11 protein-coding genes are annotated in these 12,764 nt (G+C 68.6%); 2 read left to right on the top strand and 9 right to left on the bottom strand.

Going from position 1 to position 12,764, the window contains the following annotated elements:
- Complete coding sequence (locus QLQ15_RS15860; protein WP_283213722.1) at nt 1-1,497, top strand: lipopolysaccharide biosynthesis protein; 1,497 nt, start codon at nt 1-3, stop codon at nt 1,495-1,497.
- Between the two features lie 156 nt (nt 1,498-1,653).
- On the opposite strand, the gene QLQ15_RS15855 is transcribed toward QLQ15_RS15860, so the two are convergent.
- Complete coding sequence (locus QLQ15_RS15855; protein WP_283213721.1) at nt 1,654-2,169, bottom strand: YybH family protein; 516 nt, start codon at nt 2,167-2,169, stop codon at nt 1,654-1,656.
- A 94-nt stretch (nt 2,170-2,263) separates the two neighbouring features.
- Nucleotides 2,264-4,117 carry a right-handed parallel beta-helix repeat-containing protein gene (locus QLQ15_RS15850; RefSeq protein ID WP_283213720.1) on the bottom strand — a complete coding sequence of 618 codons (1,854 nt, stop codon included), beginning with the start codon at nt 4,115-4,117 and terminating at the stop codon, nt 2,264-2,266.
- A 120-nt stretch (nt 4,118-4,237) separates the two neighbouring features.
- On the opposite strand from QLQ15_RS15850, the gene QLQ15_RS15845 reads away from it, so the two are divergent.
- Nucleotides 4,238-4,981 carry a YdcF family protein gene (locus QLQ15_RS15845; RefSeq protein ID WP_283213719.1) on the top strand — a complete coding sequence of 248 codons (744 nt, stop codon included), beginning with the start codon at nt 4,238-4,240 and terminating at the stop codon, nt 4,979-4,981.
- On the opposite strand, the gene QLQ15_RS15840 is transcribed toward QLQ15_RS15845, so the two are convergent.
- From QLQ15_RS15840 to QLQ15_RS15810, 7 genes are read right to left on the bottom strand one after another with little or no spacing between them, the layout of a single operon-like run.
- The gene (locus QLQ15_RS15840; RefSeq protein WP_283213718.1) at nt 4,978-6,216 is read right to left on the bottom strand and encodes a glycosyltransferase family 4 protein; all 1,239 of its coding nucleotides are present in this window, start codon (nt 6,214-6,216) and stop codon (nt 4,978-4,980) included. The genes QLQ15_RS15845 and QLQ15_RS15840 overlap by 4 nt on opposite strands.
- A complete protein-coding gene (locus QLQ15_RS15835) occupies nt 6,216-7,340 on the bottom strand; it encodes a glycosyltransferase family 2 protein (protein WP_283213717.1) in 1,125 nt (374 codons plus the stop codon). The genes QLQ15_RS15840 and QLQ15_RS15835 overlap by 1 nt, the downstream gene beginning before the upstream one ends.
- The gene (locus QLQ15_RS15830; RefSeq protein ID WP_283213716.1) at nt 7,337-8,101 is read right to left on the bottom strand and encodes a polysaccharide deacetylase family protein; all 765 of its coding nucleotides are present in this window, start codon (nt 8,099-8,101) and stop codon (nt 7,337-7,339) included. Before QLQ15_RS15830 ends, QLQ15_RS15835 begins: the two co-directional genes overlap by 4 nt.
- Before the next feature lie 2 nt (nt 8,102-8,103).
- Entirely contained in the window at nt 8,104-9,138 is a 1,035-nt protein-coding gene (locus QLQ15_RS15825) for a polysaccharide deacetylase family protein (protein WP_283213715.1), read from the bottom strand.
- Nucleotides 9,135-10,418, bottom strand: a complete 1,284-nt coding sequence (locus tag QLQ15_RS15820; protein ID WP_283213714.1) for an O-antigen ligase family protein — start codon at nt 10,416-10,418, stop codon at nt 9,135-9,137. Before QLQ15_RS15820 ends, QLQ15_RS15825 begins: the two co-directional genes overlap by 4 nt.
- 46 nt (nt 10,419-10,464) lie before the next feature.
- Entirely contained in the window at nt 10,465-11,604 is a 1,140-nt protein-coding gene (locus QLQ15_RS15815) for a glycosyltransferase (protein ID WP_283213713.1), read from the bottom strand.
- Nucleotides 11,601-12,764, bottom strand: a complete 1,164-nt coding sequence (locus QLQ15_RS15810) for a glycosyltransferase (RefSeq protein WP_283213712.1) — start codon at nt 12,762-12,764, stop codon at nt 11,601-11,603. The genes QLQ15_RS15815 and QLQ15_RS15810 overlap by 4 nt, the downstream gene beginning before the upstream one ends.

The raw sequence follows: 12,764 nt of genomic DNA, 5'->3' as shown, positions 1-12,764 counted from the left end.
ATGAGCGATCCATCGGCCGGCATCGGCAGGCACTACCTGCGCTACTCCACCGCCAACATCCTGGTGTTGCTGGCAGGACTGGTGTCGTTCCCGCTGCTCACGCGCCTGCTGGACAACACGCAGTACGGCATCCTCGGGTACTACGAGACCTGGGTGCTGATGGCCGTCGCGGTGGCCAAGCTGGGTGCGCAGCATTCCATCCAGCGCTTCTACCCGCACGGCGGCGACGAAGAGCGCATGCACGCCTTCGCCACCAATCTGTTCTACCTGCCGATGCTCGGCTCGATGGTGCTGTGGGCGTTCGTCGGCGCGGTGGCGATCGTGCAGGGCTACGCCACCGGCACAGGTCACTCGCCGGTGTTCTGGATGGCGCTGGTGATGACGCCGCTGCTGGTCTACTCCAGCCTGGTGGAAACCGTGCTGCGCGTGACGGAGCAGTCGCGCATGGTGATGTTCACGCGCGTGGCCTCGCGCTGGCTGCAGCTGGCGCTGATGCTGGGCGCGGTGGTGGCGATCCAGCATTCGGCAACCGCCGCGTACGGCGGTCGCCTGCTGGCGGTGGTCGCGGGCATGCTGTTCTACCTGGCGTGGGCGCATCGGCACCTGCGTTTCGCGCGCAAGTCGGTGGACGCGGCGGCGATCCGTCAGTCCTTTGCCTACGGCATGCCGCTGGTGGCGACGGAGATCCTCGCGGTCGCGCTGGTGTCCATCGACCGCATCATGCTCAAGGGCCTGTCGGGCGATTTCGCCATCGTCGGCATCTACAGCGTCGGCGCGGCGCTGGCGATGCAGGTGCACATGTTCATGAACCTCACGGTGTTCGAGTCGTTCACGCCCACGGCCAACCGTGTGTACGTGACCGAGGGCGCCGCCGCCGTTCGCGCGCTCAAGCGCACCATGCTGGTGCCGATGACCTACGCGGCCATCGGTGTTGCCTTGCTGCTGTGGTGCCTGGGCACGGACCTCATCATCGCGCTCAGCGGTTCCGGAAAGGCCGCGTCGGGACCGGTGTTCGAGCTGATGGGCGCGCAGAACGCCATTCTGCCGGTGCTGCTGGTGTGCGGCTTCGGACTGGTGCTGGAGCGGCGTACCAAGACCGTGATGCTGCTGATGTGCGGCGCGGTGGCCATCAACGCGCTGCTCAACTGGCTGTGGATTCCGTCGTACGGCGTGATGGGCGCGGCCTACGCGACGCTGGTGAGTTCGCTGGCATCGAGCACCGCTGCCTGCCTGTTGGTCAATCCTGCGCTGCGGCAGTTTCCCGACGGACGAACGCTGGCCACCGCATTCGCGGCGGCCGCGCTGGGCATCGCAGGCGAATGGATCACGATCCGGCTGCAGCTGCGGCCGGGCTGGCAGCGCATGCTCATCGGCGGCATGCTGATCGGCGGTCCGTACCTGCTCGCGCTGCTCGCCCTCGACGCACGCCTGCGCGCGTTCATCCGTCCGAAGCTGAAGGCCGTCGAACAGCGACTCGGCGCCGGCGTGGCGGGCTGAAAGGGTTTAGCCGCTGTTCCTTCTCCCCTTGCGGGAGAAGGTGCCCCGAAGGGGCGGAAGAGGGGACGGCGAAGCGACATGCTTCGATGCGCTGCGGGCGTACACCTCTCCCGACGCGCGTTGCGCGTCGACCTCTCCCAAGGGGAGAGGCGGGGCTCAGTCCGCCTTCGCCACCGGTGGCAGCACCACCGAGTAAGCCAGCGATGTGATCTTCCATCCCGATTCCGTCCTCACCATCAGCCAGCACTCCTTGCCCCAGTTGGTGGCGCGCCCGTTGGAGAGGAACCGGTAGTCGAACGTGACCGTCGCCACGTCGCCGTCGGAGTCGATGCGGACGTTGGAGAAGGTTTCCTCGCTCGTGTTGCTGCTGGCGACGATGCCGTCGATGAAGGCCACCGGGTTGTTCCCCGACTTGAAACGGGCCTTGATGGCTTCCGGTCGTTTGGCCTGCACCTGGGCCAGGCTGCGATCCTCCAGCACGCTCTGCCAGGGAACGTCGTTCTGGACGAACAGGTCGAGGAAGCGCGTCCGGTCCTTCTGGATGATCGCCGTGCGGAACGATTCGATCACCGCGCGGATGCCGGCTTCGTCCGGGGCGGCATGGGCGGCGGGTGCGGCAAAGGCCAGTGCGAACGCCAGCACGGTCGCATTAAGCGACTGCATCTTCAGCATGGGAAATCCGTCGTGGGGGATGCGCAGGTATGCGCGTCGATGGGACGGATTTAACGCATCGCGCGAGTGTCTGGCAAGCGGGAACGCCGCGTCATCACGCCTTTGCTTCGAGCCGGCGCGCACGCTGCTTCCGCACCGCGGCGGCCAGGCCAGCGGTGAGGAGCGATGCGACGGCGAGCGAGCCGATCATCCAGGCGGAAGAGCGTTCCGGTGCGAGCGCGCTCGATGCCTCGTGCGGTGTGGCTGGAGCGGTTCCGGACGTCACCGGTTGCGCGGCGTCGGACGATGGCGTCGCGGCGGGCGATGCCGTCTTCGCGCCCTGATACTCGATCGCTCCGATGTCCGCCGCCGCTCCCATGGGCCGCGCGTGGCGGTGGAAGTCGGAGGTGACGCTGGTCGGCTGGCGCGCCTGGTCGATGAGCGGGCTGCCGGGCTTGGGCTCGGGATCGAAATCGGCCAGATCGATGTGTGCGATCTGGGGATTGCGTCCGCACACGTTGCCGGGCGGACACTGGTCGTCCTTCACGTTCCAGAAGGCGTTGCCGGCGAAGGTGACGACCGCTTCGCTTTCATCGGCATAGTGGCCGCAGCTGCGACGGTCGCCATCGCTGGCGGTGACGTCCGTCTGCCCGATCAGCGCGTTGTTGAGGATGTCAACGCGCGAAGTCGCGTTGCCGCCGGCGGTGAGGATGAGGCAGTCGCCTTCGCCGGTGATGGTGTTGTGGCGGATCGTCGCGGTCTGCTTCGGTCCCACGCCCACGGAGAGCGCGTTGCCGTAGGCGCGGCACATGTCGCCGTCGCTCATGTCGAACTTGCCGTGGAAGTACGCGCACTGGCCCACGATCACCGAGTTCTCGATCAGCGCGTTGCCCGCTGTCTTGACCTGGTTGCCTGCGTTGGCGGCGGCGTAGACGCGGCGGACGACCACGGTGGCGGTCTTCGATTCGTCGGTGTAGAGCAGGTCCAGTCCATCGGAGGTGTTGTGGTGGATGCGCGAATCCTCCACCAGCCAGCGGCCGTTGGTCTTGCCGGTGCCAAGGCCGTCGCCGTAGCCGCCTTCTTCCTGCGCCCAGCAGGCGTAGGGCTCGCCGGTCTGCCAGCGTTCGGCGCAGCCGTTCCACGCGATTTCCACGTTGCGGAAGACGATGTCGCCTTCGTTGGAACTCTCGCCTTCGCCCACGTCGCCGTCCCATCCGGCCCAGCCGTTGTTGGCGATGCGCACCCGTTCGATGGTCCAGTCGGTCAGGCCGCCGGCCATGATGCCGCGCCCGGACAGGCCGTGGACGTTGAGATCGTGCAGCCACACGTCCTTCGAGTTCTTCGCGCCGATGCCGATGGACGCCCATTGCCCGAACGGTGCGCTGTCGCGTTCGCAGCGCACGTTGTCGTCCGCGTGGAATTCGACGCAGTCGCTCTCGTCGGTGATCTCCAGGCAACCGACTTCGACATGGTCGGCATCCTGCAGGTTGAGCACGAGTTCGGAGCGTTCGGTGCCCCACAGTTTCGGCGGCGCCTTGCAGCCGCTGTCGTGGCCGGCGCCGAGGATGCGTGTGCGCGCGTCGGCCTTGCCGCTGGGCGGTGAGCCTAGGTAACAGTCGTAGAGTGAGCTGCGGTCGCAGCGCAGGCTGTTCTGCGACAGACCCGGCGAACCCCAGCCGATCATGTATTCGCCCGGCCCGATGATCAGCGTGTCTCCGCCATCGATGCGCGGGCGGTCGTTGGCGGGCAGTGCGTAGTTGGGGTGCGACCAGGCGCAGTCGAGCTTGCTGCCGCTGCCCGGATAGGGCGCATCGGCGCGGCCGTTGCACTGCTCGTCGTTGCCACCGTCGGTGCGCACGTAGTACGTGGTGGCCGATGCGTCGGAGGATGCCGACAGCGCCGCGGGCGCAAGCACGCACCAGGACAGCAACGCGAAGAGGACGGGGCGAAGGCGCGGATGGGCGGACATGGCGATTCCCGGACGGGGGAGGGAGCGGGCGCGCGTGCCCGATACCGTGAAGAACGCGTTGCGCGCTGCGCGCCGGCCTTGTGGTGCGGAACGGCCCGTTCATGCAAGACTGCGCCGGCCATGCACCACCTCCTGCTCTCGCCGATGACCTGGGGCCTGTTGTGGCTGGCCATCGTGTGGCTTGCATGGCGGCGCGCCGGAACCGCATGGCGCGCGGTGCTCGCCACGCTGGGCATCGCCATCCTGGTGCTCTGCACGCCGCTGGGCGCGAACGCACTGATCCGCTGGGTCGAAGGGCAGGTGCCTGCCGCATCGCGATGCAGCGCCGGTACGGGCGCGGATGCCGATGCGCCCATCGTGGTACTCGCGGGCGGGCTGGAGGACGAACCCCGCGCCACCGACGACTACATCGCGCTGACGCCGGCCAGTTGGCGGCGCCTGCGCGGCGGCGTGGAGCTGTGGCGTCGCCATCCCGCGCCGATGGTGATCGCGGGCGGCGGGCCGTTCGTCATCAAGGAAGCCACCGTGCTGGCGCGGCTCGCGCAGGACTGGGGCGTGCCGGCAGCGGACCTGCGCACGGAAACCGCATCGACGAACACCTGGGAGAGCGCGGCTGCACTGCACGACACGCTTCCGGCGCGCGTTCGCGTGGTGAGTTCGGCCACGCACCTTCCGCGCGCACTGCTGGCCTTCCGTGCGACGGGCTTCCAGGCGTGCGGGTGGGCGAGCGACTCGGCGTATGTCGCGCCGGGCAGCGTCGGCTACTTCCTGCCGCAACTGTCGGCGATGCAGAAAACGCGGCTGGCGTTGTACGAAACCGCCGGAACGCTCAGCTATCGCTGGCGCGCGCGTCGCACCGACTAGGCTGACACCAGCCCGGTGGCGGCCGCGGCATCGCGCGTGCGGGCGCCGATCAATGGCTCATAGCAACGCAGAAGCTTCGCGCCGATCGCGTCCCAGCCGTACTCGGCCTGCGCCAGGCGCCGCGCGGCTTCACCCATCCGGACGATACGTTCGGGCGAATCGAGCAGGGCCAGCGTCGCCTGCGCGAAGGACTCCGCATCGTCGGCGAACACGGCGCTGTCGCCATGGCGCAGGGCGATGCCTTCGCTGCCCACCTGCGTGGTCACGATGGCCTTGCCCAGCGCCATCGCTTCCAGCACTTTCAGGCGGGTGCCACTGCCGGCACGCAGGGGGACGACGTAGACGGAGGCCTCGTGCACATGCGGGCGCAGGTCGTCCACGAAGCCGGCCAGCGTGACCTGCGCGGCGACGTTCCCGGGCACGCTGAAGCCGTCGGCCTTGCCGACCAGCTCGAAGCGCGTGCGCGGGCGTTGCGCGAGGATGCGCGGGAACACCTCGCGCAGGAACCATTCCACGCCATCGCGGTTCGGAAACCAGCCCATCTGCCCGACGAAGACCAGCCGGTCCGGGTCCGGCGATTGCGTCGCGGGGCGGTTGCCATCGAGGTCCACTCCGTTGGCGATGACGTGCACGGGGCGTTCGGGCGCAAGTTCACGCAACGCCTGCGCGTCGATCTCCGAACAGGCCAGCACCGCGTCGGCACGCTGGCAGGCCTGGCGTTCGAACGCCTGCAGGCGCGACACCTGCGTGGACAGGAACGCGCGGTGCAGCGGTCGCGTTTCGATCTGCGCGCGTCGCGCCAGCAACGCATGCTCGACATTGTGTGCGTTGAACGTGACGGGCACGCCGGCCGGTACGCAGTCGGCATGCGCCATCAAGGGCAGCATGTCGAAGTGGACCAGGTCGGCATCGCAGGCGAGTTCGGTCAGTCGTGCGCGCAGGCGGCGGCTGTCGTACTTCGCCGCCAGGAACGGCGTGCGCGTCAGCGTGCCGCGCAACAGTGCGCCGATGAGCGCGGCGTGGCTGTGTTCGCAGTCGATCGGGAATGTCTCCACGCGATGCATCGCTTCGTGGAGCGGGCCGGCTTCGTGGCTCAGGTCGTCGCGGCGCTGGAAACTCAGCAGCGTCACCTCGTGCCGGGAGGCGAGTGCGCGCAGCAGGTGCCATGCACGCAGCTGGTGGCCTTCGCGGGGCGGGAAGGGCAGGCGGCTGGTGAGCGCGAGGATGCGCGCCATCAGTGCTTCTTCCACAGACGCGAGGGATCCATCGCCAGCGAGGCGGGAAGCGACAGCAGCGCCGCGAAGTTCAATATGACGAAACTGCTGGCGGCCGGCAGCAGTGGCATGCGTGCGGCCACCCGTGGCAGCGCCAGCCCGGCCAGTGCACCGCCGTAGGCCAGCAGTTGTGCGAAGAACAGGAGCCGGTACAGCGCGCCATCGGCGAAGGCCGAGGCCGCCAGTGCGACCAGCAGCGCCCAGGGCACCAGCAAGCGCAGGAACTTGTGCGAGAACCACGCGAAGAACGCCGGGTTGCGCAGCGGGTTCAGCAGCGCCGGCATGCGGGCGATGAGTTGCCAGTTGCCGGCCAGCGTTCGCAGCTTGCGCTGGAATTCCTCGTCGATGCTGGCGCTGGCGCGGTCGATCGCAATGGCCTCGCGCGCCATCCACACCTGGTGCCCGGAGAACACCGACTGCAATGGCATCCACATGTCGTCGAGCACCGTGCCGGGTGGCATCGGCCGGAAAAACGCGCTGCGCATGGCGTGGATGGAACCGCTCACGCCGTGCAGCCAGCCCAGCCGCGCCTCGTCCGCGCGCAGGCGTTTCTCCATGCGCCAGTACAGGCCCACGCCCTCACTGCTGCCCGTCGCCGCGCCAATCACCAGCTCGCCGCTGACCGAGCCCACCGACGGATCGGCGAACGGTGCGACCAGCGAACGCAACGTGCCGGGCGCGAAGCGCTGGCGTACGTCGGTGAACGCCACCAGTGCGGTGTCGACGTGGCGCATCGCGGCGTTGATCGCCATGGCCTTGCCGACGTTGACGGGCAGGGCCAGCACGCGCACGCGTTCGTCGTCGATGGCCGCGGCCTGTGCGGTGCCGTCGCGGCTACCGTCGCTGACCACCAGCACCTGCAGGCGATCGATGGGGTAGTCCTGGTCGAGAACATCGCGCACGCGTGCGGCGATGCGGGCCTCCTCGTCGAAGGCCGCGATCACCACGGTGAGTGCGGCGCCGGTGTCGGCTTCGTGCGGGACCTGTCCGTAACGGCGCGCCAGCGCGGCCACCAGCAACGGGTAGCCCGCGTAGGCGTATGCGACCAGCGCGATGCAGAACCAGAAGACGACTTCCGCAGTCATAGCAGGCGCTCGCGCAGGCGCTGGTAGCCGTCGTTGCCCAGCATGCGCTTGGGCATCTGCAGCGCGGCATGGCGCGCTTTCATCCAGCGTGGCGGAAGGCCACGCCATTGCACCAGCGCGGCGAAATCGTCGAGCGTCAGGGTTCGCGTGATCGGCAACCGTTGCAGGAAGGCATCGCGTCGCGGGCGCCGGTTGGGGCCGGGCACGGAGCCCAGCAGGTGGCGATAGCCCAGGCGCTGCGCGGCCAGCAGTTCGCGTTCGCCGCCGCGGCCACCGGGCAATGCGAGCGCGTCGACGGGGCGTCCGCAGATCGCCTGCAGGCGCGCGCGGCTGTCGTCCAGCTCGGCCATCAGCGCGGCGGTGTGCAGGTCCTGCAGGAAGGCATGGGTGCGTCCGTGCGAACCGATGCCCATGCCGGCCGCCGCGAGGCGGCGGATGTCGTCCGGTGCGAGCATGCCCAGCTGGCCGATGAAGTCGGTGGTGATGAAGAACTCCGCGCGCAGCCCGCGTTCGGCCAGCAGCGGCAGCGCGACGTCGACGTTGGACACGTCGCCGTCGTCGAAGCTGATGATGACGTGGCGTTCGTCGACGTGGTGCGCGCCCGCCATCGCCTCGTCCAGCAGGACGCTGCGTTGGCGGTGTTCGACCAGCCAGTCCAGTTGCCGCGCGAACATCTCCGGATGCACGCTGTAGACGGCATCGAAGCGCCCGCGTGAAGCGGCATCGCGGTGCAGGCCGTGGTACATCAGGATCGGCAGCATGGTCAGGCCATCCGAAGGCTGCGAAGCCAGCCGAGCAGGCCGCTGGTCTCGCTGAAGAACAAGGCTTTGGACAACCGCCCGGAAGGCGCGCGGAAGCGGTCTTCGTGCACGTTGAAGCGCAGCAGGCGGTACGGATCGGCGCCGGGGCGGTTCACGCCCTCGATCGACGTGGTGGCGGTTTCGAAACCGGCTTCGCGCACCAGGCGCACGTCGCGTTCGCCGAAATCGGTCGCACCGCCGTTGGGATAGGCGAAGTGACGCGGTGGCGCGCCCAGTTCGGCGGCGATGCTCGCGCGCGACAGGCCGATCTCCTCGCTCGCGGATGCTTCGTCCAGGCGACTGAGGATGGCGTGGCTGCACGTGTGGCCGCCGATCTCGATGCCGTTGGCGGCCAGGCGCCGCACCTCGCCCCATTCCAGCATTTCGCGGTGATCGTGCGGCAGCGGGCGCGGACGCGTCTGCTCGCAGACGTGATCGATCCACGCTTCCAGTTCCGCTGGCTCCAGCTTCTTCAGGCGCGGCGGCAGCAGCGTGTACAGACGATGGCGGTCGTCGGCCAGGGCGAGATCGAAATGGCCCAGCCCCAGTCCACCCAGGTCGAGCGCATCCCGGCTGCGAGATTCCACCGCGTGCGCCAGCCGGTACGCCCAGATCGGCTCGCCGCCCACGTGTCCGGTGGCGACGTACACCACCGCCGGAACCTCGCCGAGCTGCGCATCGATCAGGCCGAGGTTGTCGCGATAGCCGTCGTCGAAGGTGAGTGCGTAGGACACGCGCTGGTCAGCGCCGGGCGACAACCCGCGCAGACCATCGTCCAGCCCGACCAGCGCCTCGCGCCCGCGCAACCAGGCGATCATCTGGCGCAGTTGCCCGCGCGAGAGACTGAGCGGGTAGGGATCGGGTTCGTCGCGCAGGCGGTGCAGCATCAGGATCACCAGCCCCGCGCCACTGAGCTTGCGGTAGGCCCAGTCCGCACCGCTGTAATGGGTGCCCAGTGCCACGAGATAGCGCAGCCAGGCGCGCAGTTCGGCGGTCATCGGCCCATCTCCTCGGGCGGCAGGTGGCGGGATTTCGCCACCAGGGCGACATAGGCCCAGAAGTAGGCGACTACCGGGTAATACGTAAAACGGTCGCCGAACAGGTTGCTGATGATCATCGACACCCATGCGCCCATCAGCCCGAGCGCGAGGGCGTATGCCCAGGTGCCGGAACGCGAATGCGCCACCTGCCGCATCGCGGTGCGCAGCACCGACAGCAGGATGCCCACCAGCACGATCGCGCCGAGGATGCCGCCTTCGCTGAGCATGCGGATGTAGAGGTTGTGGGTGTCGCGACCGTAGGGATTGATCTCGCGGTGGTGGAAGGTGTGGTACCCCGTACCGACGATCGGATTGCGCAGGAAGTTGGACCAGGCGATCTTCCAGTACTCGATGCGCAGCTCCGTGCTCTCGTCGCGCTTGCCTTCCTCCACGGTCGTGCTGTCGAAGCGCTCCACCACCGACTTGGGCAGCACGGCCGGCAGCACGATCACGGCCAGCATCAGCGGAAGGATCAGCTTCAGTCGCCCGCGCCACACCAGCACCACCGTGACCAGGCCCAGGATCAGACTGATGTAGGCCGTGCGCGAGTACGCATAGAGCACGCCCAGCACCATGCAGGCGATGCCGCCGATCAGCATCAGCCGCCAGAAGCGCGACAGCCGGCACGCCAGCAGCATCGCGAACAGCACCACTGCGACCGTGACGCAGAACGCGGCGAACTCGTTTGCGCCGAGCAGGGCGAACGTGCCGCTGATGCGCAGGTCGTCGGAGTAATGCGTGCTGGCGACGCTGTAGTGCTGGTTCCACACCACCTTGGCGATGTACGGAAGCGGCACCAGCGTTGCCAGCACGACCAGTCGGACGCCCTGCCAGTCGCGCACGCTCATCTGCACCACGTACACCACGAACAGGCCGACCAGGTGGTCCTTGAGCTGGTTGAAGTGGTTGGTGGGGTCGTCGACGAAGTGGAAGCCGATCAGCATCGACAGCAGCATGTAGCCCGCGTAGAGCCCCACCCACGTGTTCACGCCTTCGCCGGGCGCCAGCTTGCCGCCCTGCGCCATCGCCGTGAACAGCGAGACCAGGAACATCACGTTGAGGAAATTGAAACCCCCGCCGATGTTGGGCAGGTAGCCGGCGGTGATGTTCTGCAGCGGCAGCAGGATGAGGAACAGGTACAGCGCCCAGTTGCGCGGTGCGCGCGCGGCGACCACGCGGGTGGGCGCGGCGGCGTTGCCCCGGACCGCGACCGTCGTGCCGGCGCGCGCAGCGGGCATGGCTCCGCGCAACGCCCGCGATGCGAGCGGGAAGCGTGAATCTGCGTCAGGACGCGCGCCGGGCATGGGCCCTCTCCCGCAGCGAGTCGTACAGTTCGAGATAGGCGCGGACCATCGTCTGCGAGGAATGATGTTCGAGCACGTGGCGACGCGCGGCGGCGTCGCGCCGCACCGGCAGGGTGCACGCTTCGTCCAGTGCGGCCTCCAGCGCGGCCGCATCGCCCGGAGGCAGCAGGCGACCATGGTCGGCATGCGCCAGCAGCCGCGGGATGTCGCCCACCGCGCTGGCGATGACCGGCACTTCGCAGGCCATCGCCTCCAGCACCACCAGCGGCATGCCTTCGGTCAGCGACGGCAGCACCAGTGCGTGCGCGAGCGTGTACACCGCAGGCATGTCGTGGCGGCATCCGAGCAGCCGCACCTGGCTTCCCAGCGACAGTTGTTCCGCCAGCGCCTGGAGTTCCTCGCGCTGTGGGCCGTCGCCGACCAGCAGCAGCACGGCATCGGGATGACGCGCGGCCACGGGGGCGAAGGCGCGCAGCAGCATCGGCAGGTTCTTCTCGCTGGACAGTCGCGCGACGGCGGCGAAGATCCGCGACGACGGCGCAAGGCCCAGTTGTTCGCGCAAGATCCGCGCGCCGTCCTCATCGCGTTCCGGGCAGTCGATGCCGTTGGCGAGATGATGGATGCGCGAACGCGGAATCCCCACGCGCACGAGGCGACCGACCTGTTCCTCGGCGACGACAACGAGTGCGTCGAAGCGCCGCAGAAGGGCCAGTTCCAGGCGCGTGTACAGGCGCAGCGAAGTCGATTCCTCCACCCAGCCGTGCAGCGTCGCGACCAGTGGTGCGGGTCTGCGGCGCGTGGCGAGCCACGCGTAGAAGGCGCTCTTGTAGTCGTGCACGTGCACCACCGGCTCGCGCGCCGCGCCGATCTGTGCAACCAGGGCGGAAACCGTCGCGGCGTCCACGCGCCCGCGACACGGCAGCAGCACGGCGTCCTGGCCGGTGGCCGAGGCGGTATCGTGCAGCGCCTGCTCCTGCATTCGGTAGTTGTTGATGCTCAACAGCCGCGCGCGTGCGCCCTGTCGCGGAATGCCGCGATTGAGTGCGAGCACCACGCGGTCGGCGCCGTAAAGGCCCGCGCTGGAGCGCACCTGCAGCACGAAGGGGCGCGGCGTGTTCACAGCCGGTCCAGCAGGCGCCGGTAGAGCTGGTCGAAGGCCTGCACCATGTTGTCCAGAGAGAACTCGCGCTCGATGCGCGCGCGCGCGGCCATGCCCATGCGGCGGCGCGCGTGGGCGGACTGTGCGAGCCATTGCAGCGAGGCCGCGAGCGAGATCGGGTCGAGCGGCGGAACCAGCAGGCCCGTCGTCTCGTGCTGCACCAGGTGCAGGTTGCCGCCCACCGCGGTGGCCACGACCGGCAGGCCGCAGGCCATCGCTTCCAGGATGGCGTTGGACATCCCTTCGCTGGACGAGGGCAGCACCAGCACGTCCAGTGCCGGCAGCAGGGCATCCACGTCGTCGCGCGAGGCCAGCAGGCTGACCGCGTCCTGCACGCCATGCGAGGCGATCCGTTCGCGGAGCTGCGGCAGCAGAGGCCCATCGCCGACCAGCACCAGACGCGCCTGTGGCAGCGTGCGGTGCACCTGCGCGAAGGCGTCGATGAGGTCGACGTGCCGCTTCACCGGCTGCAGGCGCGCGACGCAGCCGAAGACGATGGCATCGTCGTCCAGGCCGAGTTCGCGACGGCTGTCCAGGCGCCGCTGCAGCGGTGCGGGTGCGTAGCGACGCGTGTCCACGCCATTGGGGATCCACGTCATGCGCAGCGGATCCAGGTGTTCGCATTCGGCCAGGCCGCTCAGGATCTGGCGCGCCGGCGCCACCACGGCATCGAAACGGCCGTTGAGTCGGCGGAACAGATGCTGCAGGCGCTGGCTTTTCTTGAAGCCCATGTCGCGGCGGTTGGAGATGTGCACCGTTCCGGCCTGCCGCGGCAGAAGCGCGTTGAGGATGTCCGCCTTCTCGTGTTGCGACTGCACCACGTCGAAACGTTCGCGACGCAGCATGAGGCCGAGCTGACGCCAGGCGTGCAGGCCGCTGCGGTCGTACACCGCATGCACGGGCAGGGAGATCAGTCGCAGATTGGGGCGCGTCAGCAGCTCATGGCCGTGGTTGCCCGGCATGCGCTGCTCGTGCAGTTGCACCAGCGTGATCCGATAGCTGTCCGTCGCCAGCCGCGAAGCCAGGTTCTGGAGGAACCGTTCGCTGCCGCCGGGCGCGAGCACCGGCGTGTCGGTGAGCAGCAGCAGGCGGATGCGCCGGTCGGCGACCGCCGTGGCCAC

It is taken from the genome of Lysobacter stagni, assembly GCF_030053425.1.
In the GTDB taxonomy this organism is placed as follows: domain Bacteria; phylum Pseudomonadota; class Gammaproteobacteria; order Xanthomonadales; family Xanthomonadaceae; genus Lysobacter_J; species Lysobacter_J stagni.
The sequence above is the reverse complement of the archived record's forward strand: the minus strand, read 5'-3'. Positions and strand labels throughout refer to the sequence as shown.